The 23,483-nt window shown below is 57.9% G+C and carries 19 protein-coding genes and 1 tRNA gene; 10 read left to right on the top strand and 10 right to left on the bottom strand.

Annotated elements, in window-relative coordinates; genetic code table 11:
* Positions 1 to 89: 89 nt before the first annotated feature.
* From pgaD to pgaA, 4 genes are read right to left on the bottom strand one after another with little or no spacing between them, the layout of a single operon-like run.
* The gene (pgaD, locus tag IM317_RS01470; protein ID WP_033146634.1) at positions 90 to 524 is read right to left on the bottom strand and encodes a poly-beta-1,6-N-acetyl-D-glucosamine biosynthesis protein PgaD; all 435 of its coding nucleotides are present in this window, start codon (positions 522 to 524) and stop codon (positions 90 to 92) included.
* Positions 524 to 1,852, bottom strand: a complete 1,329-nt coding sequence (gene pgaC, locus IM317_RS01465; RefSeq protein ID WP_033146633.1) for a poly-beta-1,6-N-acetyl-D-glucosamine synthase — start codon at positions 1,850 to 1,852, stop codon at positions 524 to 526. The genes pgaD and pgaC overlap by 1 nt, the downstream gene beginning before the upstream one ends.
* The gene (gene pgaB / locus IM317_RS01460; protein ID WP_033146632.1) at positions 1,845 to 3,782 is read right to left on the bottom strand and encodes a poly-beta-1,6-N-acetyl-D-glucosamine N-deacetylase PgaB; all 1,938 of its coding nucleotides are present in this window, start codon (positions 3,780 to 3,782) and stop codon (positions 1,845 to 1,847) included. The genes pgaC and pgaB overlap by 8 nt, the downstream gene beginning before the upstream one ends.
* 8 nt (positions 3,783 to 3,790) lie before the next feature.
* Positions 3,791 to 6,229 carry a poly-beta-1,6 N-acetyl-D-glucosamine export porin PgaA gene (gene pgaA, locus IM317_RS01455; RefSeq protein WP_033146631.1) on the bottom strand — a complete coding sequence of 813 codons (2,439 nt, stop codon included), beginning with the start codon at positions 6,227 to 6,229 and terminating at the stop codon, positions 3,791 to 3,793.
* Between the two features lie 672 nt (positions 6,230 to 6,901).
* Between pgaA and IM317_RS01450 the strand changes: the two genes are divergently transcribed.
* Positions 6,902 to 7,483: a helix-turn-helix domain-containing protein gene (locus IM317_RS01450; RefSeq protein ID WP_049015725.1), complete on the top strand. Its 582-nt coding sequence runs from the start codon at positions 6,902 to 6,904 to the stop codon at positions 7,481 to 7,483.
* Here the strand turns inward: IM317_RS01450 and IM317_RS01445 are convergent.
* Both IM317_RS01445 and IM317_RS01440 read right to left on the bottom strand, forming a co-directional pair.
* Positions 7,484 to 7,559 (bottom strand) — tRNA-Phe (locus tag IM317_RS01445).
* 95 nt (positions 7,560 to 7,654) lie between these two features.
* On the bottom strand, positions 7,655 to 8,371 hold the full coding sequence (locus tag IM317_RS01440; protein ID WP_033146624.1) for a DUF554 domain-containing protein: 717 nt from the start codon (positions 8,369 to 8,371) through the stop codon (positions 7,655 to 7,657).
* Positions 8,372 to 8,552: 181 nt separating this feature from the next.
* Here IM317_RS01440 and IM317_RS01435 point away from each other — a divergent pair, with 181 nt between their 5' ends.
* Positions 8,553 to 10,688 carry an ornithine decarboxylase gene (locus tag IM317_RS01435; RefSeq protein ID WP_033146623.1) on the top strand — a complete coding sequence of 712 codons (2,136 nt, stop codon included), beginning with the start codon at positions 8,553 to 8,555 and terminating at the stop codon, positions 10,686 to 10,688.
* 108 nt (positions 10,689 to 10,796) lie between these two features.
* Here IM317_RS01435 and IM317_RS01430 read toward each other — a convergent pair whose 3' ends face one another.
* Complete coding sequence (locus tag IM317_RS01430; protein WP_023309148.1) at positions 10,797 to 11,489, bottom strand: response regulator; 693 nt, start codon at positions 11,487 to 11,489, stop codon at positions 10,797 to 10,799.
* On the bottom strand, positions 11,479 to 13,104 hold the full coding sequence (locus IM317_RS01425; protein WP_033146622.1) for a sensor histidine kinase: 1,626 nt from the start codon (positions 13,102 to 13,104) through the stop codon (positions 11,479 to 11,481). The genes IM317_RS01430 and IM317_RS01425 overlap by 11 nt, the downstream gene beginning before the upstream one ends.
* Positions 13,105 to 13,449: 345 nt before the next feature.
* On the opposite strand from IM317_RS01425, the gene IM317_RS01420 reads away from it, so the two are divergent.
* From IM317_RS01420 to citG, 8 genes are read left to right on the top strand one after another with little or no spacing between them, the layout of a single operon-like run.
* Complete coding sequence (locus tag IM317_RS01420) at positions 13,450 to 14,811, top strand: 2-hydroxycarboxylate transporter family protein (RefSeq protein ID WP_033146621.1); 1,362 nt, start codon at positions 13,450 to 13,452, stop codon at positions 14,809 to 14,811.
* 17 nt (positions 14,812 to 14,828) lie between these two features.
* Positions 14,829 to 15,692: a fumarylacetoacetate hydrolase family protein gene (locus IM317_RS01415; protein WP_021242089.1), complete on the top strand. Its 864-nt coding sequence runs from the start codon at positions 14,829 to 14,831 to the stop codon at positions 15,690 to 15,692.
* Positions 15,693 to 15,702: 10 nt separating this feature from the next.
* Positions 15,703 to 16,725 carry a [citrate (pro-3S)-lyase] ligase gene (gene citC, locus IM317_RS01410; RefSeq protein ID WP_033146620.1) on the top strand — a complete coding sequence of 341 codons (1,023 nt, stop codon included), beginning with the start codon at positions 15,703 to 15,705 and terminating at the stop codon, positions 16,723 to 16,725.
* Positions 16,726 to 16,741: 16 nt separating this feature from the next.
* Positions 16,742 to 17,035, top strand: a complete 294-nt coding sequence (citD, locus tag IM317_RS01405) for a citrate lyase acyl carrier protein (RefSeq protein ID WP_008499773.1) — start codon at positions 16,742 to 16,744, stop codon at positions 17,033 to 17,035.
* Positions 17,032 to 17,907 (top strand): citrate (pro-3S)-lyase subunit beta, encoded by an 876-nt coding sequence (gene citE / locus IM317_RS01400; RefSeq protein WP_033146619.1) that lies wholly within the window; start codon positions 17,032 to 17,034, stop codon positions 17,905 to 17,907. The genes citD and citE overlap by 4 nt, the downstream gene beginning before the upstream one ends.
* 11 nt (positions 17,908 to 17,918) lie before the next feature.
* Positions 17,919 to 19,436, top strand: coding sequence for a citrate lyase subunit alpha (citF, locus tag IM317_RS01395; protein WP_033146618.1), 1,518 nt, complete (start codon positions 17,919 to 17,921; stop codon positions 19,434 to 19,436).
* A gap of 2 nt (positions 19,437 to 19,438) precedes the next feature.
* The gene (gene citX, locus IM317_RS01390; protein WP_033146617.1) at positions 19,439 to 19,978 is read left to right on the top strand and encodes a citrate lyase holo-[acyl-carrier protein] synthase; all 540 of its coding nucleotides are present in this window, start codon (positions 19,439 to 19,441) and stop codon (positions 19,976 to 19,978) included.
* The gene (gene citG, locus IM317_RS01385) at positions 19,956 to 20,759 is read left to right on the top strand and encodes a triphosphoribosyl-dephospho-CoA synthase CitG (protein WP_033146616.1); all 804 of its coding nucleotides are present in this window, start codon (positions 19,956 to 19,958) and stop codon (positions 20,757 to 20,759) included. Before citX ends, citG begins: the two co-directional genes overlap by 23 nt.
* A gap of 79 nt (positions 20,760 to 20,838) precedes the next feature.
* Here the strand turns inward: citG and IM317_RS01380 are convergent, their stop codons facing one another.
* Both IM317_RS01380 and mltC read right to left on the bottom strand, forming a co-directional pair.
* Complete coding sequence (locus IM317_RS01380; RefSeq protein ID WP_029740744.1) at positions 20,839 to 22,095, bottom strand: nucleoside permease; 1,257 nt, start codon at positions 22,093 to 22,095, stop codon at positions 20,839 to 20,841.
* A 272-nt stretch (positions 22,096 to 22,367) separates the two neighbouring features.
* The gene (mltC, locus tag IM317_RS01375) at positions 22,368 to 23,444 is read right to left on the bottom strand and encodes a membrane-bound lytic murein transglycosylase MltC (protein ID WP_033146615.1); all 1,077 of its coding nucleotides are present in this window, start codon (positions 23,442 to 23,444) and stop codon (positions 22,368 to 22,370) included.
* Between the last annotated feature and the right edge of the window lie 39 nt (positions 23,445 to 23,483).

The raw sequence follows: 23,483 nt of genomic DNA, 5'->3' as shown, positions 1-23,483 counted from the left end.
GGGAATATACGGCTCAGGTCACGTTATGTTCCTTGCTACAAAATACTGTGGATCCCTCAACCCGCAGCGTCTCCTGCGGGGGCTTTTCGCTACTGTTCTTCCTCTTCCTGCTGCTCGTTGATCTTCAGATCGATGATGCGGCCAATCTGATCGTGGTACACCGTCAGCAGGTTGTACTGGCTCATCTCGGAGATGATCTGCGGTGAGACGTTAAAGCTGCGGGCCAGCTCCTCCTGGTGAAAATAGCCCGGCTGGCGCCGCCTCACGTTGGCGCGACGGCGGTTGTACTGATACCACAAAATCAGCAGCCAGCCGTTGAGCGCGGCAAACAGCAGGTAGATCAACACCGTATTAAAGGACGCGATAATCACGCTCCAGCGGTGGTCGCTCTCATCGGTTAGCTGCATCCACAGACGGGCATACAGGAAAAACAGAAATCCTCCCCATGCCACCAGCGTCAGCGCGGCATCAAAAAGACGCGGCAAGAGCCGATGCTCGGTCAAAATTAAGGTATTTTCGTTCATTAAATGCTCCCTTTTCCCCGGTCCGGACTGATCCAGCGCGCGCGGGCGCGCTGGCGTTTAAGCATGACTTTTGGAAATGCGACGAGGGTGGTGAACAGGCCGATCATCCAGTACACCATCGGGAACCAGATCACCCAGAAAAGCGAGCTGGCCACTTTACGTTCATAGCGCCGCTCGATGTACAAGCTGACCAGGAACTGCAGCAGGCACATCATGCCCAGCAGCAGCCCGGTAAACTCCGGTGGAAAAAGGCTCTCCACGGTCAGCCTGGCGGGAACAGGCGCAACCTGGCTGAGGAGGAACAGCAGCACCGTCATCGCGTACGCGAAGGCCCACAGCGTTGACAGCGCGTACTCCAGAAACAGCGGCCACATGCGGTGATGCTCCCAGCGCACAATCCTGCGAAGGTTGACCAGAAACACCTCCGCGCCCCCCTGAGCCCAGCGCAGACGCTGTTTCCACAGGCCCCTCAGCGTCTCCGGCATCAGGATCCAGCACAGCGCCCGCGGCTCAAAAAAGATATCCCAGTGGCGCAGCTGAAGCTTCCAGCTGATGTCGATGTCTTCGGTGATCATGTCCGGACTCCAGTACCCGACGTCCGCCAGCGCCTGTCGGCGAAACGCGGCGATGACGCCGGAGACGGTAAAGACCCGGCCATAGATCCGCTGCGTTCGCTTGATGAGCCCAATAATGGATGAGAACTCGCCCACCTGAATGCGGCCAATCAGCGTGGAGCGCGTGCGAATGCGCGGATTGCCGGTAACCGCCCCGACGTGGGGGTACTGAATCAGCGGTGCCACCAGATAAGCGGCGGTATCGCGGTCGAGCAGGGCGTCGCCGTCAATGCAGACCAGCAGATCGCCCCGCGCCGCCGCGGCTCCGGCCTTAAGCGCCAGCGCTTTCCCCTGATTTTCCGCGAGGTTAATCACCCGCAGGCGCGGCTGTTCCTGCGCCAACTCCTGCAGCACTTGCGCGGTGTTGTCAGAAGATCCGTCGTTAATGGCGATAACTTCTATATTTTCATACCGCTGATCCAGCGCGGCGCTGATGGTCTCCCGGGCATTTCGTCCCTCGTTGAAGCAGGGGATAAGAATGGAGATGAGCGGCTCACCGGCGAGCGTCGGGGCGGGCGTGTCTTTATCCCACGACCAGTGGCGTTCAAGCTGAAACCAGAAATAGAGGCCGCCGGTTATCCAGAGTACCGACATGAACAGCGGCCAGAAGAACACGAAATCCAGAATCAGTTCGCCGGTAAAGAGGGCGGCCACGCCTAACGGCAACCCGAATACCAGACATAAAATAGAGAAGGCGATAATGCGATCAGTCATTGTCAGGGTACCAGTACGAAGAAAATTCAGGCCTGATGCGTGAGATATCAGGTTGATTGTTGAGGAAGTCGTCGGGGTAGTAACCGTAGTTTTTGACGCCGTTCAGCTGGAGCACGCGCATCCACTGCGCAAGCTGGCTATCGGCAACGGCGCGCTGCGGTTTCTGGTCCCAGTCCCTGGCCTGCAGCTCGAAAATGGTTTTATCAAGCGCGCCGGGGCGTGCGGCGACCGCGTTAACCAGACGCGTCAGCCAGGCATCGCTCTCGTCTGCCGGAACGGACTCCATCAGCGGCATGGCCATCGGCACCGTCCAGTCGTACTCCGCCAGAAAATCATCAAGATTCTGCGCGAACCACGCTTCGCTTTCGGGCTGCAGAATGGGTAGGGCGAACATATTGCGCGCGGTTTTTATCTGCGGGCCGCGGATATGCTTCACCGCCAGGCTCAGGGCGTGGGTAAACCCGATGAGCGTCTGGCTTTTCTGACGCGTGGTGTTCTGACCGGCATCGTCCACGTCCGTCAGCGCCGCATCGTCATGGAACAAAATCCCGTTGAAGCTGGCATAGCGGGCCAGGTCTTCATAGATGTCCGTCACCTGCTGGCGCACCTGCGGGTCCCACGGGGAGAGCCGGATATAGGGCTCGGTGGCTTCGCGCAGCTGGCCGGTTTGACGATCCCGGCGCTGCACGCGCGGCAGGGAAGGATCGAGATCGAACGAGAGCACCGGCATCCACGCGAAGACTTTTACCCCGGCGCGGGTTTGCAGCTGCCAGGCGACAAAATTAAAGAGATCGGCCCGAACCGGCAGCCGACGGTTGGGGAAATAAAGCGCCGTGATCTTGCCGTCGCCCTGCGGGTCGGCAAACGCCTGCAGGAAAACATGGCTGATCTTCATGTCGTAAACCCGCTGGATCAGCCTGTTGATATTTTGGGTCTGCTGGGCCGGATCGGGATCGTAAACGTAGTCGAGATCGACGTGCATGACGCGCACGGGATCGCGCTCCTGAACCTGGCTGACCGTGCTGGCAAACGCCTTGAGCGAGGGATTCCCGGCAATAAGCAGACGGGGGATGTTGCCCAGCTCCTGCACGTTCCCCAGCCCGTCCTCAAGGGTGAAGGCCAGCCGGTAACCCTGCTGTCTGGCGATAGCGAGCGACGTACCGCTGGCGGCGCCGTAGGGCCAGACCCAGGCGCGCGGCGCCTTGCCCGTCACCTGCGTGATTTTTTCAGTCACTTTGCGAACGTCATCGCCGATCCGCTGGTTGAACTGCTGGTCGGTTTCATAGCGACCCGTGGCTTTGTCATAAAAGCGGTTGGCGATGGCCGGCTCGCGGCTGCCCTGCGGGTTGGCCGGAATGCCGTAATGCGAGGCCCAGGTGTGCGATCCGATCTCAATCAGCGGGGACCGGCTGAGCTCGCGCACCATGTCCCACGTCGCGAAGCGATCCCGGGGCGTCATCAGACCGCCGAAGTTAACTTTTTGATTTTCCGGCGTATCCACCCAGCTGCCCACCGGCGCCCACAGCGCAGGAACGTTCCATGCCTGAAGCAGCGGCCAGACGCGGGTGTAAAAGCTGCTGTAGCCGTCGTCAAAGCTGAGCAGAACGGCTTTTGGCGGCAGCGTTTTTTTCCCGTCATGGGCATCGAGAATGTCCTGCACGCTGATGGCGTGGTAGCCGTTGTGCAGCAGCCAGCTTATCTGCTCGTTTAACGCGCTGGTGCGAACGGAGAGATAGCGCTGATCGGCGGCATCGTCTTCGACGTCGTGGTAGGCCAGGACCAGAAACTGGTTCTTCGGCCAGGGTTTACTCGCCTCCAGCTGCGGCCTCTCTTTAGGCGCAATGAACGAGATCGCCTGCGCGCAGACATTTGCGCTGAGGCAGAGCCAGCCGAGGAGTATCAGGCTCACGGAAAAACGTGTGTTCAGCATATTCATCCTTAAAAGCGTAAAGTCGCGTCAAACGTGATGGAGAGGTTGCTCTCGCGTTTGCCGTCGTAAGGGCGTTTATCCCAGTTCAGCATCACGCCGGTATCAATGACGTTGTTCCACTGAACGCGCTGTCCGTAACCCAGCAGGGCGATGGCGCCAGCGGACTGATTTTTCTGCCAGTAGCTGCCGCCTCCCGCCACGAACTGCTGGCTCCAGAGGGTGTCGTAATGGCGGACCATCTCATGGTCAACGGCCAGGGCCGCCGTCACGGACAGATCCCGCGCCGGGTTGTAGTAGAGCGTGTCGCGCAGGCTGTTTTTGCTGGTGGCGATCCCCGGCTCGAGATCCAGCGTCAGGGAAGGGGTCTGCCAGAGACGCTCCTTGCCCGTGAGGGTATATTCCTGGCGACGGTTATGGTCGGAGAAGCGGCTGAGGGCGGCGCTGAACTGGTACTCACGCCGCTCGTTTTGATACCAGCGCACCCCACCTTCACCCCGGTTGGCGCTAATGCCGTTGCGTAACGCCCGAAGGGGCGTGGTGCGCGACAGGCGTTCCAGGCTGCCGCTGACCTGCCAGCTATCGTTCACAAAGTACGTTGTTGCGAGGCGAGCGCCCGGCTTGTTTTCGCCGTGATAGCGGTTGCTGGAAAGCTCGGCTTCGAGCTGGAGGTCGCGTGGCCGCCACTCGACGCCGCCCAAAAGGTGACGGCTGGTGCCTTTGCCTTCATCGAAATTACTTTGCGCGTAGCGGGTACCCGCAAACAGCCGCCAGCTGTCCGCTACGGGTGGGCCATAGAGCGTGGCGTCCCAGCTCAGGTCGTGCGTCCCGCTGACGGGGCTATCGGAGTGCAAGCCCTTGCTCGCGTTGAGGCGCAGCTCTGACATATGGTGGACCGTTCTGAGCCTGTCGAGACGCCTGGCGCTGCGGTCGGCAGGCGCGCGGGCAAGCACGTCGTCGGCCAGTAAATCCATCTCTCGCCACTCCTGTAGATCCATCGCGACGTAAGCCTGCTGTTGCTCTAGCTCTGTGTTGGACGGCTCCAGCGCCTCCGCCTTTTTCAGCTTTTGCTCGGCCGCACGCGGCAGGCCCCGCGCCTGAAGCAGGGTGGCGTAGTCAATCTGTAATCCTTGATTGCCCGGCGCCGTTGTCGCCAGACGGTGCGCCAGCGTTTCGGCTTCCGGCAGGGCATTCGTCGCCAGCAAATAGTTAAAGCGGAGCGACTGTCCGGTAAGCCATCGATCGTTCGGCTGAGGGGTAGGGGAGCCGAAATCGTAGCGGGTCCACGGGACGCTGCGGGTCTGGCGCTCAGCATATCGGCGGGCGGATTGATAATCTCCCGTATCCAGCCAGGCGTAGAAAAGCGCGTGCTCCTCGTCCTGCGGATCGGAAGCATATTGCGGATAGCGTTGCAGAAGCGCGAAGGCGGCGGCAGCGTTTTGCTCCTGCAGATACGCGGAAATCACCCAGCCGATGGCCCAGCCCGGCACCGGATGCTGGGCTGCCGTAAGAGCCTGATATTCGCTAATCACCCGTGGGTAATCAGCATGGGCGTAAAGCGCGCCAAGCCTGTCGATACGCGCCAGGACGACGTCTTCCGCCGCCTGCGGATCGTTTTGCCAGCGGGAAAGCAGAGCGTCGTAACGATTCAGCGTGGATTGCGCAAGCTGCAGGCGCTCCTTTTCTGTTCTGCCGGGCACATCGGCGAGGCGAACCCGTTCGGCGGCGGCATTACGCTCAAGACGGCGACGCTCCGCGGGGGACAGCGTGACGCTTTGTGAAAGCTGCAGCGCGGGGGTGTTCACCCGGCTATCCGTTAGCGCGTCGATCAGCTCGCTGAGGAGCGCTTTATTCTCAGGCGCGATATTCAGCGCGCGCGTGTCTGCCAGAAGCCGATCCCAGCTTTTTCCCTGGCGTAACCAGACATACGAGAGCGTCTCAAGATGTGCCTGAGAAGGATTTTCCGCTACCAGCCGTTGGGCTTCCTGCAGGGCAAGCGTGTCCATGCGGGCATCGGCGAGAGTTTTGATGTAGCCGATACGATAGTCGTCGTTATCCGGCGCAAGGCTACGCGCCTCTTTCCAGCGCGCCAGGGCTGGCTGCCAGGCTTTTTTATTCCGCCAGGATTGCGCGACGGCAGCAACGCCGCGGGCGGGCAGCGGCATATAAATACCGTAACGCTGCCAGACCTGAATAACCTCGTCATCATGACCTGCCCAGGACGCAACCTGTAACCAGTCCGCAACTTGTTTAGGCGTCAGGGCATGCTGCTGCTGATAACGCTGAAGATAATCGAGAAACGGCGTGTAATTACCGTTACGCGCCTGTTGAATCTGTTGCTCATAAACGGATTCAGTCGCCTGAGCCAGAACAGGAAAGAGGAATAACAGAAACAATAATGTTGGGGCGCGATAAAAGAATAACGTATTGAAGCGAAGCGATCTTTCCATATCTATTTGCCATTTGTTTATCATGAATCCATTGCATAACACGGCCGCCTTTAAAATCAGGGTTAAAGGCCATAAATGAGAACATTAAATCTGAATGCAGTGATGTTACGGGGTACTTACCTAAAGGTAATTATGGATCCTTATCTCAGTGGACTGGGTGAAAGCTAATGTACACCTGATATGTTGCCGGATAAATATGTTGAAATGGGGGGGTGTTGTTTTGAGATAATTCTGTATCGAGTGGTTTTTGGCGGTTTTATTGAAATGACTGATTATTTGTAACTTATTGATGTATGGGTTTTTTATTTATATTGTGACAGCTTTGTATATATTTTTAATGTGGTTTATCTGCCTCAATTAAAGTACTTTCTGGTGCATGTTTGGGAAGTTTCATGACAAAAACTCTTAATGTTTAGAGAAGTGACTTTTCTGCGATTGTTTTTTATTTATAATTAATGGCTGCCATTGAATGATAGTCTACAGGAAGTCTTACTCATCAATGTCTGTATTGAGGGATGTCCAAAGCCAGAATACATTTATCGTTAATATAACAGCGCTATAAAACGAAGGCGGCCTTCTTTGCGAGGGATCGTGCTTGCTTTAATCTAAAAGGGATGGTTAGTGGCAACTTCAATTATTTTAGTGACTCAGGATCGCTACCTTGTCAGAGGGATGCGGATATTTTTCCCGGATATTATCCTGCTCGACTCGATTGACAGAAACATATTTGATAACGGTGCAGATGAATATTCTGTATTGATTGATAGTCGTTCTCCGCTCCGTTTATATGATTACCTGATACGCCATCCGGCCAGAACGAAAAAAACAATCTGCTGCGTTATGCTCGATATGCGACACCGCGAGGAGAATCTGCTCAGTATGAAGTTATTTATGAACACGTCGCTGACCGCGCCGGATATGGCGTCGTTATTTAACCTGGTGCTCAATATGAAGGGCAGGCGCCTGACCACGAAGTGGCTGCTTAACTTACGGCTTAGCACGCACGAAGCGATCATGCTGCGGCTGCTGAGGGCAGGGATGCCGATGGAAGCCATTGCCGATGAGCTGAATACGTCGGTGAAAAGCCTCTATCGTAAACGAACGGCTCTCTCGGAACGCCTGGGGGCGGAGAACTTCAACGAGGCGTGTTTGTTTATCTTTAAAAACAAACTGCTGGACGCAGGTGGGAACGATCCCTGGGGTGGGGAGAAACCAAAAGCAAAAACCCGCCACGAGGGCGGGTTCTTTAAATAGTGGTGCCCGGACTCGGAATCGAACCAAGGACACGGGGATTTTCAATCCCCTGCTCTACCGACTGAGCTATCCGGGCAACGGGGCGCATTAAACCCGATCTGCCCCGTGGCGTCAACGAAAAATGTTGTTTTCGTTACAGACTGCGCAATCTCTCACCATTTTGCCGCATCCTTAAGCGAAAAAGTGCGTCCAGAGCGCGGATAGCGGCATGGCGAGCAGCAGTGCGGGCAGCATGTTCACCACGGCAAACATCTTAATCCCACAGATGCGCAGCCCGGTCGCCAACAGCAGCAGGCCGCCGACGGCGGTAAAGTCTGCCATCATTGCCGGCGTGGTGAGCGGGAGAATCAACGTGGCGCAGTTCGCGAGTGCCAGCTGAATAAGCAGCATCGGCACGGAAATCGCGGCAACGGCAACGCCGAGCGTGGTGGCAAAAATAGTGGCCGTAAAGAAATCAAGAAATGCCTTCGCAATCAAAATGCTTGGGTCGCCCGTCATCCCCTCCTGCATCGAACCGAAAATCCCGGTGCCGCTGGCGCAAAACAGAATGATGATGGCGACATAGTTTTGAATAAACGACTCGTGCGTACCGTGTTTCGCCTTGCCGCCCGGTCGGGCAATCAGGTTTTTGGCTTTACTCACCGCGCTGTTAATGCCTTTTTCCAGATAGCAGAACTCGCCAATCAGCGCGCCGAGCAGGGTGGCCAGCACCATCACCGGCAGGTTGGCGCATTTGATCACTAAAAGAATACCGATCCCTAACGATGCCAGGCCGAATATCGAGGGCATGGAGGTGCGAATACGCTCCGGCAACCGCTGGCTCAGAACGGCGCCGAGTACGCCGCCCAGCAATACGGCGCCTGCGTTAATAAATGGCCCGATAACCAAAGTTAACTCCTGTTATTTAATCATTGATATTGCATTATTATGGCACGGCAGGGCTGCGCGGGCCTTAGCTTTGGTTGATTTCGTGCATACTGATTCCTTCTTGCACCTCAAAATAAAAGGTGACATTATTGCGCGAATTTTCTCCTCCCTGTCTCACCGCCCGGTGAGGGTAACTGCGCCTATGAAAACCATGAAAATTGCCGTCAGCCGCGAGCTGCTCTCCACTGTGTCTACGCACCGCGAAAAGGTGACGCTGGACAGCACTGATTTTACCGATGTGGCGGCCGTCGTCATCACAACAGCTGAAAGTCGCAGCGGCATTCTTGCTCTGCTGAAACGCACGGGCTTTCATTTACCGGTGTTTATTTTCTCGCAGGAGCCAACGGACGTACCCGACGGCGCCACCGCGGTCATCTCGGGTAAAGCTCAGGAGTTTCTGGAACTGGAGAGCGCTGCCAGCCGTTACGAAGAGAATCTGCTGCCGCCTTTTTTCGACACCCTGAGCCAGTATGTGGAGATGGGCAACAGCACTTTCGCCTGTCCGGGCCACCAGCACGGGGCCTTTTTCAAAAAGCATCCGGCAGGGCGACAGTTCTATGATTTCTTCGGTGAAAACGTGTTTCGCGCCGATATGTGCAATGCCGACGTGAAGCTGGGCGATCTGCTGATCCACGAAGGGTCCGCCAAGCACGCGCAAAAGTTCGCGGCGAAAGTGTTCAACGCGGACAAAACCTACTTCGTGCTGAACGGCACCTCAGCGGCCAATAAGGTGGTAACCAACGCGCTGCTGACCCGCGGCGACCTGGTGCTGTTCGACCGCAATAACCACAAATCTAACCACCACGGAGCGCTGATCCAGGCGGGCGCCACGCCGGTTTATCTTGAGGCCGCGCGTAACCCGTTTGGCTTTATTGGCGGGATTGACGACCACTGCTTTGACGATGCCTATCTGCGGGATCTTATCCGCGAGGCGGCGCCGGAGAAGGCCGACGAGGCGCGCCCGTTCCGCCTGGCGATCATTCAGCTTGGCACCTACGACGGGACGATCTACAACGCCCGCCAGGTGATCGACAAGATCGGTCATCTCTGCGACTATATCCTCTTTGACTCCGCATGGGTGGGTTACGAGCAGTTTATTCCGATGATGGCGGAAACGTCCCCGCTCTTGCTGGAATTGAACGAGAACGATCCGGGAATTTTCGTGACCCAGTCGGTGCATAAACAGCAGGCCGGGTTCTCGCAAACGTCGCAGATCCATAAAAAGGATAACCACATTCGCGGTCAGGCGCGTTTCTGCCCGCACAAGCGGCTGAACAACGCGTTTATGCTGCATGCCTCCACCAGCCCGTTTTATCCGCTGTTCGCAGCGCTGGATGTGAATGCCAAGATCCACGAAGGTGAAAGTGGACGCAGGCTGTGGGCGGAGTGCGTCGAGCTGGGGATTGAAGCGCGCAAGGCGATCATTGCGAATTGCCATATGATCAAACCGTTTATCCCGCCGGTGGTGGCGGGGCGGCCGTGGCAGGATCATCCGACGCACGCCATCGCCAGCGAGCTGCGCTTCTTCAGCTTTGAGCCGGGGGCCAAATGGCACGGCTTTGAGGGCTATGCCCGCGAGCAGTACTTTGTCGACCCGTGCAAGCTCCTGCTGACCACGCCGGGTATCGATGCTGAAACCGGGGAGTACACGGATTTCGGGATCCCGGCGACGATTCTGGCGCACTACCTACGCGAAAACGGCATCGTACCGGAGAAATGCGACCTCAATTCGATCCTGTTCCTGCTGACGCCTGCCGAAAGCAGCGAGAAGCTGGCGCAGCTGGTGGCGATGCTGGGCCAGTTCGAACAGCATATTGAAGACGATACGCCGCTAGCGGACGTGCTGCCGACGATCTTCCAGAAATACCCGGTGCGCTACCGGGATTACACCCTTCGCCAGCTGTGCCAGGAGATGCACGATCTCTACGTCAGCTTTGACGTGAAGGATCTGCAGAAGGATATGTTCCGCAAGGAGAGCCTGCCTGAGGTAGTGATGAACCCGCAGGATGCGAACCGGGCCTATATTCGCGGTGACGTGGAGCTGGTTCGCATACGTGATGCCGCAGGGCGCATTGCTGCCGAAGGGGCGCTGCCCTATCCGCCGGGCGTGCTGTGCGTGGTGCCGGGTGAGGTCTGGGGCGGGGCGGTACAGCGTTACTTCCTCGCGCTGGAGGAGGGCATCAACCTGCTGCCGGGCTTCTCGCCGGAGCTGCAGGGGGTTTACAGCGAGAAGGATGCCGACGGGATTAAGCGGCTGTATGGTTATGTATTAAGGTAGCCCCCCCTCACCCTAACCCTCTCCCAAAAGGGGAGAGGGGATTGTACGGGGCCGTCTTTTCACCCTCGCCCCTTTGGGGAGAGGGCCGGGGTGAGGGGGAACGTTTCATCAAACCGCACTACGCTTGTACATCCTCCTCGGATGCCCAATCTTGCCGTACAGCATCTCCACCGTCAGAAAACCCGCCTCCACGCAGTGCTCCAGATAGCGCCGGGTGGTGGTTTTGCTTAATCCCGTTTCGCTCACCACCTCATCCACGGTAAAGCAGTGCGTTGCCTTGTCGTTGAACAGCGTCTGCACACGCGCCAGCGTATTTTCCTCAATGCCTTTACTGCCGTTGTCCAGGCGGTAGTTTTTCGCCTGGAGCTGATACAGCGAATCCACGTTCTGCTGGTCGACAATCTTCCACACGCGCTGCTGTTCCGCAAACTGCACGAACCTCTCCAGCGACTGGCTGAGCCGCTTCCAGGAGACGGGTTTAAGGATGTAGTCGAACGCGCCGTTGCGAATCGCCTGGCTGCAGGTGTCCATATCGCTGGCGGCAGTAATAAAAATCACCGAGCAGTTGGCGCGGGCCAGCATGGGGTTATTGATAAGCGAGATGCCTTTGCCGTCCGGCAGGTAGTTATCCAGCAGCATCAGCTGCGGCTGTTTGCTTTCAAGCTCTGCCTGGGCCGCAGCCAGCGACGAGGCAATGCCCACCAGCCTCAGACGCGGGTGTTTGCCTATCAGCTCCGCGTGCAGTTGCGCCAGTTCGTTCTCGTCTTCAACAATCAGTACGTCGATAAGTTCATGTTGCATAGTCGGTGTCTTCCAGTTGCCGGGCGATTCCCGTGGCCGGGATAAACAAGGAGAAAATGGCGCCGCGCGGGGTATTATCGGCAACTTCTATCGCGCCGCCAGCCTGTGTGACGTAGCTTTCGATCAGATACAGGCCAATCCCATGATCGCCGCGCGTTTTGGTGGTGATGCCGCGTTCAAAGATCCGGTCACGCATCTCCGGTGTAATGCCAACGCCCTGGTCGGCGACTTCAATAATCAGCTCCTTTTCGCTGAGCTTTATCAGCACTTCTACCGGCGCGTGGGGAAGCGGCGACCGCTGTGTCGCTTCGATGGCGTTATCCAGCAGGTTGCCAATAATCGAAATCAGCTCTTGCTCACCAAGGGGCAGGAAGGGTCTGTCCAGCCGACAGCCCGGGTCGAAACACAGCTCGACGCCTTTCTCCCGCGCGCGGGCGGCTTTCCCCAGCAGCAGGCCGCACAGGGTCGGGGAACTGAAGCGCGAAGAGATAAAGTCCAGCAGCTCCTGGGCATGTTCCGACTGCGCCTGAATGTAGCCAATGGCTTCCTCATAGCGGCCCATATGCAGCAGGCCGGAGAGGGTGGTCATCCTGTTTAACTGCTCGTGGCGCATGATGCGCAGGTTATCGACATAGCGTTTTACCTGACTGAGCTGGGCGCTCAGCGAGTCGATCTCGTTGCGATCGCGGAAGGTGATCACCCAGCCCTGCAGCGACCCCTCAAGCATGATGTGCACCCGGCTGGCAATCACCGTGAGATCGTTAAAACGGCAAATCTCGTCATGGGTATCTTTCGCCAGCATCGTCTGCGTGTCGAAGAACGGGACCGGATCGATCACCTGGCTTATCAGCTGTCCGCGCAGCTCGCGGGCCGGCTGGCTCAGGCCCAGCAGCTTGCGCGCCGCCTGGTTGATGACTTCAATCCGCCGCCGATCGTCAATGGCAATCACGCCTTCATAAATAGACTCCATCATCGCCTTCTGCTGGCGCACCAGCAGGCCGATCTCGCGCGGCTCAAGGGAGAAGATCTGCTTCTTGATGCTGCGGGTAAAGAACCAGGAGAAGATAAAGAGAGCGATCAGCAGCAGCACGGCGGCAATCAGGATATTGACCACTTTGCTGACGGTAATGGTATCAAGGTAGCTGGTCAGATAGCCTACTGAAACAATGCCGACCACCTGTCCGGCGGCGTTGAAGATGGGGGCTTTACTGCGCAGCGAAATGCCCAGCCCGCCTTTGCGAATGGTGGTGGTGCTTTTACCCTGCAATACGGCTTCATTGTCTCCGCCAACCAGGGTTGTGCCCACTCTGTCGGCAAAGACGGAGTGAAAAAGATGCTGCCCCTTATTATCACCAATCACAATAAAGCTGGCGTCACTGTGCGCAGAAATCTTCTGCATAAAATCATGGATGGCGCTGATATTCTTTTGTTCAACTTCATTACGCAATGTCGGAATAAGCGCAATCTCTTCAGCCTGTATTTTGGCACGCGTACTCATTTCCTGATAAAGCTGTTTCCCGACGTCGGCATAATAATATCCGCCCAGCAGCGCGAAAAGCACCGAGAAAAAGGCAACCAGCGAAATAAACAGCTTAATCTGGAAAGAAACTTTCATAACTATCACGCGAGGTAGCAGCAAAGATCGCCAATATATCATCTTTTTTCGCGCTGACGCCCGCTTTGCCGAAAACTTGTGATCCCTTGCACAGCGGGCGCTGTAAAAGAGTTATCCTGAAGGCGAACGTGCTTCGGGCTTCCCGAATAAATGTTATTTGTTTGTTCAATTCGGAAAAGAAACCATAAAAACCACGGCAATAAATAAGGTATAAATCACATTAAATAAAAGAAACCATTAAAACCATAGCTGCCATTAAAACTTCGCTTTTAATATGCCATTCCTCACATAAAGTAAGCCTTTGTGACTCTAAGCTGAACGCACAAAATAACCAAGGGGCTTATTATGAGCACAACTGACGATTCTTTCTCTGTTACCCACGACCCGATTGAAATTCAGCGGCCTTCGCTCAAAGAGCGCTGGTGGCATATTATGGATACCTGGAAAGTTGGGATTATTCCTCTGCCGCTGTTCGTTCTGGCGGGCGCACTGATTGCGATTGATTGCCTGGGCGGAAAACTGCCGAGCGATATCGTGGTCATGGTGGCAACGCTGGCTTTCTTCGGCTTTGCCTGCGGCGAGTTTGGCAAACGCCTGCCGATTGTCGGCAAGCTCGGCGCGGCGGCGATTTGCGCCACCTTTATCCCTTCCGCGCTGGTCTACTATGGCCTGCTGCCGGACGTGGTGGTCGAGTCCACCACCAAGTTCTACAAATCCACCAACATTCTCTATCTCTACATCTGCTGCATTATCGTCGGCAGCATCATGAGCATGAACCGCACGGTGCTGATTCAGGGTTTCCTGCGCATCTTCTTCCCGATGCTGTGCGGTGAAGTTGTCGGCATGCTGGTGGGAATGGGCGTCGGCCTGGCGCTGGGTCTTGAGCCGTTCCAGATCTTCTTCTTTATCATTCTGCCGATTATGGCGGGCGGCGTCGGGGAAGGGGCAATCCCGCTTTCCATCGGCTATGCCACCCTGCTGCACATGGACCAGGGCGTGGCACTCGGCCGCGTGCTGCCGATGGTAATGCTCGGCGGTCTGACGGCAATCATCATCTCCGGCTGCCTGAACCAGCTCGGTAAACGCTTCCCGCACCTGACCGGTGAAGGCCAGCTGATGCCTAACCGCGCGAATGCCGATGCCACCGTCTCTCAGCCTGCATTTTCCGGCAAAGCGGACGTCACCACTATCGCCTCCGGCGCGCTGCTGGCGGTGCTGCTCTACATGCTGGGCATGCTCGGCCACAAGCTGATTGGCCTGCCTGCACCAGTTGGCATGCTGTTTATGGCGGTCCTGGTGAAGCTCTGCAACGGCGCCTCTCCGCGCCTGCTGGAAGGCTCTCAGGTGGTGTACAAATTCTTCCAGACCTCCGTGACCTACCCAATCCTCTTCGCCGTCGGCGTGGCCATCACCCCGTGGCATGAACTGGTGGCGGCGTTCACCGTCAGCAACCTGCTGGTGATTGTCAGCACCGTTTCCGCACTGGTGGCAACCGGCTTCTTCGTCGGCAAAAAGATTGGTATGCACCCGATTGATGTCGCCATCGTCTCCTGCTGCCAGAGCGGCCAGGGCGGTACCGGCGACGTGGCGATCCTGACCGCAGGCAACCGTATGAGCCTGATGCCGTTCGCCCAGATTGCTACCCGTATCGGCGGGGCGATTAACGTCTCTGTCTCACTGCTGATTCTGGGCAACTTCCTCGTTTAAGTTTTCAGGAAAGAACAATGAAACTCGCAAGCTTTTTATACCAGGGAAAACGCAGCTACGGCATCGTCCAGGCCGACGGCGTGATTGATTTAGGCCGCCGTCTCGGCGACCGCTACAGCGACCTCAAGGCGCTGCTGCAGGGCAACGGGCTGGCGCAGGCCACCCGTTACCTGAACGATGCCGTGGACGTGCCGATGAGCGCCATCACCTTCTTACCGGTGATTGAGCAGCCGGAAAAGATCCTCTGCGTGGGCATGAACTACGCCGACAAGCGCAAGGAGTTTGACCAGCATAACCCGGCCCCGACGCTGTTTGTCCGCTTCCCGGATTCACAGACCGGCCACAACGAGCCGGTGCTGAAGCCGCGCCACTCCAGCGAATTCGACTATGAAGGCGAGTTGGCGGTGATCATCGGTAAAGGCGGGGAGAACATCAGCCGCGATGACGCCCTGCGCCACGTGGCGGGCTACAGCTGCTACATGGACGGCTCCGCCCGCGACTGGCAGCACACCTGGTTTACCGCCGGTAAAAACTGGCGCAAAACCGGCGCGTTTGGGCCGTGGATGGCGACGGCGGACGAGATCCCTGATCCGCACCAGCTTGCGATCCGCACCTGGCTGAACGGCCGCATGGTGCAGGAAGACAACACCAGCAGCATGATCCACAAGGTGGCGGAGCTGATCGAGTACATCAGCACCTTTACCCGCCTCAGTCCGGGCGACGTGATCATCACCGGATCCCCAGGCGGAGTGGGTAAAAAGCGCAATCCGCCGCTGTTTATGAAGGAAGGGGATCGCATTGAGGTGGAGATCGAGCATATCGGTCATCTGAGCAACGTGATCGTGGAAGCGCCAGCCGTCGGGCTTGCGGCAGCACATTAAGAAAGACGGCATGAACAGTCAACCCATCGATTTTCGCCACACGCTGGTGGCGAAACACCCGGAACGCTTAAGCCAGATCCGCTACCTGCTGGCAGACAGCGGCCTTGGCCTGGACAACGACATCACGCTGTTTGTCGAAGCCTGGTCCGGCTCGCAGCTGGTGGGTTGCGCAGGGCTTGCTGCCAACGTCATCAAATGCGTGGCGGTCAACGAGCAGCTTCGCGGCGAGAACCTCAGCGCGCGGCTGCTGGCAGAGGTGGAAAATGCGGCGCTGGAGTGCGGCCATTTTCACCTCTTCCTCTGCACCCGTCCGTGCAACCGGGAGCGCTTTGCCCGCAGCGGCTTCTGGCCGATTGCCCAGAGCGGAAACAACGCGGTGCTGATGGAGAACACCCCGCAGGGGATCGAACGCTACTGCCGTTCCCTGCGCGCGAAGCGCAAGTGCGGGGAGAACGTTGGCGCGATAGTGATGAACGCCAATCCGTTCACCCTCGGCCACCGCCATCTGGTGGAGCAGGCGGCGCAGCGGTGCGATGCCCTGCACCTGTTCGTGGTGCGTGAAGACGCCTCGTTCTTCCCGTTCAGCGCGCGCCTCGAGATGGTGCGCGCGGGCGTAGCGCATCTGCCGAACGTGTTGGTGCATGAAGGCTCGCAGTACATCATCTCCCGCGCCACCTTCCCGGCCTACTTCCTGAAGGAGACCGGCAAAGTGCAGCAGGCGTGGAGCGAGATCGACGTGCTGATCTTCCGGGACTTCATCGCCCCGGCGCTCGGCATCACGCACCGCTTCATCGGCTCGGAGCCGTTCTGCGATATCACCCGCCAGTACAACCAGACGCTGCACGACCTGCTGGCCTCGCATATCGAGGTGGTGGAAATGCCGCGCATCAAGGCCACCGGCAACGCTATTTCAGCGTCCGAAGTGCGCCGCTTACTGAAGACACAGCAGTTTTCCCGGATCCGGGAGATTGTCCCGGACTCCACCTTCGCGCATCTCGAAACGCATTACCGTGCGAGTGCGGAAGTCGCTTAACTACCAGGAATTTATCATGAAAATTGTAAGGGAGGCGCTGGCCGGAACGCAGGAGTCCAGCGACCTGATGGTGAAAATCGCTCCCGCTCACGGCGAGCTAGAGATAGTCATCCACAGTGAAGTGATTAAGCAGTTTGGCGAGCAAATTCGCCAGGTGGTCAACGACACGTTGCGCGCCATGAACGTGCACCAGGGATTAATCATTATTGAAGACAAAGGGGCGCTGGACTGTGTGATCCGCGCCCGCCTGCAAAGCGCGCTGATGCGTGCCGCCGATGAACAGGCCATCAACTGGGGGGCGCTGAAATGAGCAAACTCCGCCGCAGTATGCTGTTCCTGCCGGGCGCCAACGCCGCCATGCTCTCAACCGCCTTTATCTACCGTCCCGACTCCATCATGTTTGATCTTGAGGACGCCGTCGCCCTGCGCGAGAAGGATACCGCGCGCATGCTGGTGTTCCACGCCCTGCAGCACCCGATGTATCAGGATATCGAAACCGTGGTGCGCATTAACCCGCTCAGCACGCCGTTTGGCCTGCTGGATCTGGAAGCCGCCGTGCGGGCCGGCGTGGACGTGATCCGCCTGCCGAAAACCGACACGCCGGACGATATCTACGAGCTGGAAAGCCATCTCGAGCGTATCGAGCAGGAGTGCGGCCGCGAGGTTGGCTCCACCCGCGTGATGGCGGCGATTGAATCGGCCATTGGCGTCATCAACGCCGTGGCGATTGCCCGCAGCTCTGTGCGCCTCATCGGGATTGCGTTGGCCGCCTTTGACTACGTGATGGACATGCAGACCGAGCGCGGCGACGGCACCGAGCTGTTCTACGCCCGCTGCGCCGTGCTGCACGCCGCCCGCGCGGCGGGCATCGACGCCTTCGACGTGGTGTGGTCAGACGTTAACGACGAGGCAGGGTTCCTGCGCGAGGTCGATCTGATCCGCAAGATGGGCTTTAACGGCAAATCGCTGATTAACCCGCGCCAGATTGATCTGCTGCACAACGCCTACGCCCCGACTCAGGAAGAGGTGGATCACGCCAAAAGGGTGATTGAGGCGGCAGAAGAGGGTGAGCGTAACGGCCTGGGCGTGGTGTCGCTCAACGGCAAAATGGTGGATGCACCGATTATTAACCACGCGCAGGTGGTGCTGGAGCGCGCAGCGGCCTCCGGCGTGCGTCGGTAAGGATAAAAATAATGAATCAGACAGAACTTCTTCACGTGAACTTTCCCCCTCTGAGGGACTTAAAACCCTTTGATACCGCCCACAGCGCCACGCCGTGGCTGTCGGACAGCGAGGCGAAGCACAGCCGCAAGCTCTGCGCCTCTGTTGAAGAGGCGGTTAAGCGTTGCGGCCTCCAGGACGGGATGACCATCTCCTTCCACCACGCGTTTCGCGAAGGCGACCGGGTGATCAACACCGTCGTGGCGCTGCTGGCGCGAATGGGCTTCAAAAACCTGACGCTGGCCTCCAGCTCGCTGATGACCTGTAACGACGCGCTGATCGAGCATATTGAAAGCGGCGTCATCACCCGGATTTACACCTCGGGCATGCGCGGCAGGCTGGCGGACGCCATCTCCCACGGGCTGATGGACGAGCCGGTGCAAATTCATTCCCACGGCGGGCGCGTGAAGCTGCTGCAGGACGGCGAGCTGAATATCGACGTAGCGTTTCTCGGCGTGCCGTGCAGCGATGAGTTTGGCAACGCCAACGGCACGCACGGTAAATCGTGCTGCGGGTCCCTGGGCTACGCGATGGTGGACGCGCACTTTGCCCGTAAGGTAGTGCTGCTGACTGAAGAACTGGTGCCGTTTCCGAATATGCCCGCCAGCCTGGTTCAGGACCAGGTGGACTACATCGTGCAGGTTGAAAGCGTGGGCGACCCGGCGAAAATCAGCGTCGGCGCGGCGCGCGTCACCAGCAACCCGCGCGAGCTGATGATCGCCCGCTATGCGGCGGACGTCATTGAACACTCCGGTTACTTCAAACCGGGCTTCTCGATGCAGACGGGCTCCGGCGCGGCGGCGACCGCCTGCACGCGCTTTATGGAAGAGAAGATGGAGCGCAGCGGCGTGAAGGCGCGCTTTGCGCTTGGCGGCATCACCGGCAGCCTGGTGGATCTGCACGAGAAGGGGCTCATCGAAAAGCTGCTCGATACCCAGTGCTTTGACGGCCAGGCGGCGGCCTCGCTGGCGCGCAACCCGAACCACGTGGAGATCTCCACCAACGTCTACGCCAACCCCGGCAGCAAGGCGGCAAGCTGCGACCAGCTCGACGTGGTGATCCTCAGCGCGCTGGAAATAGACGTTGATTTCAACGTCAACGTTATCACCGGCTCCGACGGCGTGATGCGCGGCGCGTCCGGCGGACACTGCGACGTGGCCGCCGCGGCAAACCTGACCATCGTCGTCGCGCCGCTGCTGCGTAGCCGTATTCCGACGGTAGTGAAGCGCGTCACCACGCGCCTCACGCCGGGTGAGAGCATCGACGTGCTGGTCACCGACCACGGCATTGCGGTCAACCCGGCGCGCCCGGAGATCCGCGAGCGCCTGCTGGAAGCCGGGCTCAAGGTTGTGGATATCAGCGCGCTTTACGAGCGGGCGATTTCCCTGACGGGCGTACCGAAACCAATTGAATTTACCGACAAAATCGTCGGGGTGATCCGCTACCGCGACGGCAGCGTGATCGACACCGTGCGACAGGTAAAGGAGTAGTTATGACAGTAGCGACACCCGTGCGGGCGGGTGTCAGCCTGGAGGAACTGCTGGCGGCGAAAGAGCGCCGCGCAGCGCGCCAGGCTGACATGCTTGAGCACTATCAACAACCGGTGATTTCCCTCACGCTGGTCACGCCAGGGGAAATCAAAGACAGCCTGCGCTATCGCAATACCATGGGCGTGGCGCTGCAAATGTGCGACCAGCTGCTGTGGGAAAACCGCTGGCAGGTGCTGGACCGTCAGGTGCTGTGGCTCCCGACCGGGCCAGAAGCCCTGTGGTGCGTGGCCCATCCCGCGGTGGAAATCAAAGCGCACTGTGCGGAGCTGGAGCAGACGCACCCGCTCGGCAGGCTGTGGGATCTGGACGTGATCTGCCCTCAGCACGGCCACGTCGGGCGTCAGTCGCTGGGGGCGAATCTCAGACGCTGCCTGATCTGCGACGAACCCGCTCATGCCTGTTCCCGTTCGCGCAATCACCCCCTTGAGCAGGTGGTTTCCCGCGTGGAGAAGACGATCGATGACTGGTTTGCTCGCGACTAAACCGCGCCCGGTTGACGTGCCCGCGTTTGCGGAGGCGGCGCTATGGCAGGAACTGGAGCTGACGCCCAAGCCGGGGCTGGTGGACAAGCTCAATAACGGTTCCCATCGCGATATGGATCACGCGCTGTTCGTCCGCAGCATTGCGGCGATAACGCCGTGGTTTTCGCGCTTTGCCGAACTCGGTAACGCACATGCAGATAAACCCGCTGACGCACAGCTTCGCATTATCCGCCCGATGGGGATGGCCTGCGAGCAGGCGATGTACGCCGCGACGAACGGAGTGAACACCCACAAGGGCGGGATTTTTGCCCTGGGTTTACTGTGCTTCGCTGCCGGACGTGTGAAAAATATCTCCGCAGACAGCCTCTGTTGTGAGGTGAGTAACATCTGCAGCGGGCTGGTGTCGCGGGAACTGGCCGCGCGCAGCGGGCAGAAGACGGCGGGCGAGCGGCAGTTTCATCTGTACGGCTTAACCGGCGCGCGCGGAGAGGCGGAAAGCGGCTTTGCGACGGCGCGTAAGGCGCTGGCGCAGTGGAGCGGACTGTCGCTTCACGGCCTGCTGTTGCGCCTGATGGCGGTTAATCAGGACAGTAATCTCGTCTCGCGCGGCGGCATTGAAGGGCTACGCTACGTTCAGGGCTACGCGCGGGAATTACTGGCGAGTGGCTGGGATCGCGAGGCGCTGCTTAAGATGGATAAGGCATTGATTGAACGCAATCTGAGCCCGGGCGGCAGCGCGGATTTACTGTCAGTGGGGTGGGTGCTCTCTGCAATAAAATAGCCGGGTGGCGGCTTCGCCTTACCCGGCCTACGGTCTGGTTTTGTAGGCCCGGTAAGCGCAGCGCCACCGGGCACAACAATCAATGCGCGATCGGCTGCGCACCGTGCGGCTCGCGCACGTGCTTGTACTTGAACAGCGCGATGAACGCGAAGAACAGCACCAGCGAGTACGCCGCGAAGATCAGCCACACAGGCTGCCAGTTGGTGATGCCGTTGGTGGTGTACATCTCAACGACTTTACCGCTTACCACGCCGCCCAGAATACAGCCGAAGCCGTTGGTCATCATCAGGAACATACCCTGCGCGCTGGCGCGGATTTCAGGCTTCACCTCTTTTTCCACAAACACCGAACCAGAGATGTTGAAGAAGTCGAAGGCGCAGCCGTAAACGATCATCGACAGCACCAGCAGCACGGTACCAAACGCGCTCGGGTCACCGTAGGCGAACAGGCCGAAGCGCAACATCCATGCTGCGATACTGATCAGCATGACGTTTTTGATGCCGTAGCGGCTCAGGAAGAACGGGATGGTCAGGATGAACAGCGTCTCAGAGATCTGAGAGATGGACATCATCACCGACGCATGTTCAACGATAAAGCTGCCGGAGAACAGCGGGTTGTTATCGAAGCTGTGCAGGAAGGTGTTGCCGAACATGTTGGTGATCTGCAGCTCTGCGCCCAGCAGCATGGAGAAGATAAAGAAGATCGCCATGCGTTTGTTTTTAAACAGCGCGAACGCGTCCAGGCCGAGCATGGTGCTCCAGCTCTGGTTTTTCTGCTGGTTAGAAACCGGAATGGTTGGCAGCGTCAGGGTGAAGATCGCCAGCACCACGGAGAGCGCCGCACCGATATAGAGCTGCATATGGCTCAGTTCGAAGCCTGCGAAGCTCACGCCCCACATCGCCATGATAAAGCCGATGGTGCCCCAGATACGGATTGGCGGGAAATCGGTCACGATATCCAAATCCGCGGATTTCAGGCGGTAGTAGGAGATGGTGTTGATCAGGCCAAGCGTTGGCATATAGGCCAGCGAGTTAAGCAGGATCACCATGAACATCGCCCCCGGCGTGGTCACCTGGGCTGCCATAAACAGCGTCCCCGCGCCCACCAGATGGCAAAGCATGTACAGCCATTTCGCACTCAACCATTTATCCGCCACGATGCCCAGCAGCGTTGGCATGAAGACAGCCGCAATACCGAGCGAGCTGTATACGGCACCGATTGACGCACCGTCGAACTTGAGCGTCACAAACATATAGGAGCCGAGTGTGGTCAGCCAGCTACCCCACAGGCAGAACTGCAGAAACGACAATATTTTAAGCTGCAGCTTAAGGTTCATGTTACTTTCCTCACAAGTGAGCGGGAGATATGTTGTTTTGGGAACATTCAGGGTTGTTATTTGATGCAATTCTATCAGTTGGCAACAATATGTTTTGTTACCTCCCGCAAAAAAATGCAATCCACATTAATTTGCAGTTTGGATTGTGATGCAAATAACATTTTCGTATGGGTGGGGTTGGATAGGTGCGGCCTGATGCCCTCACCCTGACCCTCTCCCACAGGGAGAGGGGAAACAGAACACCTTCTCCCAGAGGGGAGAAGGTGTGCCGATCACCGGCGACGATAGTTCTTCTGCGCCGTATTCACCTTATACAGATAGCGACGGGATTCCGCAGACGGGTGACGAGTGGTGAGGGTAGAGTAGACATCCCCCGGCGCCATGCTGTTGATGATGTTCGCGGCCTGCACTTTGTCATTCGAGAAGACGCGCAGCACGCTGCCCGCGCCGCCGTTATAGGCGGTGATCACCGCATAGCGGCGCGACGTTGGGTTATCAATTCCGCCCAGGTACACATTGTTCAGCATCGCCAGATAGGCCGTGCCGGTATCAATGTTGCTCTGCGGATCGAACAGATAGCTGCGGCTCGGCGTGCCGGATTTCCCCTGCGCGCGGAAGACGTCTTTACCGGCGCTGTGCTGCACTACCTGCATCAGCCCCAGGGCGTCGGAACGGCTTACCGCGTACGGGTTGAACGAGGATTCGGTCTGCATAATCGCCAGGATCAGCGACTCATCCACGCCGTACTTGCGCGAGGCCTGACGCACCATCCCAATGTACTTATGCGCACGCTTGTCGAGGTGGTTCGGGACGAGGTTGATGGTGACGCTGTAGATAATCTTCAGACCGTTAGAGCGGCTTTTCAGGCGCGTCTGCAGCAGGTAGTCGGCAAATTTCGTGGCGCGACCTTCCCAGCGGATCGGCTGGCCGGTCTGATCGACAACCTGGCCGTACAGGAACGGCTCTTTCGAGATAGTGATATCGTCGGCATCGGAGTAGAGATCGATAGAACCCGGATCGTCACCCATCAGCAGGGTTTTGACGATCGCCTGACGCAGTCGTGCCGCAGGGTCGGTGCCTGCAATGGTCTCAATCGTGATCGTACCCTCATCAAAGTTGATGTGGCTACGGGTCTGATAGGCGTCGGTGTACTTAACGTAGTCCTTAGGTCCGGCAATAAGAACTTCGTTAAATCCCCATATGTTCTCGATGTTGTGGGCAAACTGCCCCATCAAAATGTCAAAACCGTTGGTGTCCTTGATCCAGGCTTCGTTGTAATCTTCGCCTTTTTTTGACGAACACGAGACAAGCAACGGCGCAACAAGGGCTAGCGCTAAAAGTTTTTTCATCATTCCGGGAGTGCGTGTTGTGTTTGCTTTAACGGCGGG

This window comes from Enterobacter cloacae complex sp. S3, assembly GCF_014930495.1.
Lineage (GTDB): Bacteria > Pseudomonadota > Gammaproteobacteria > Enterobacterales > Enterobacteriaceae > Enterobacter > Enterobacter asburiae_B.
The sequence above is the reverse complement of the archived record's forward strand: the minus strand, read 5'-3'. Positions and strand labels throughout refer to the sequence as shown.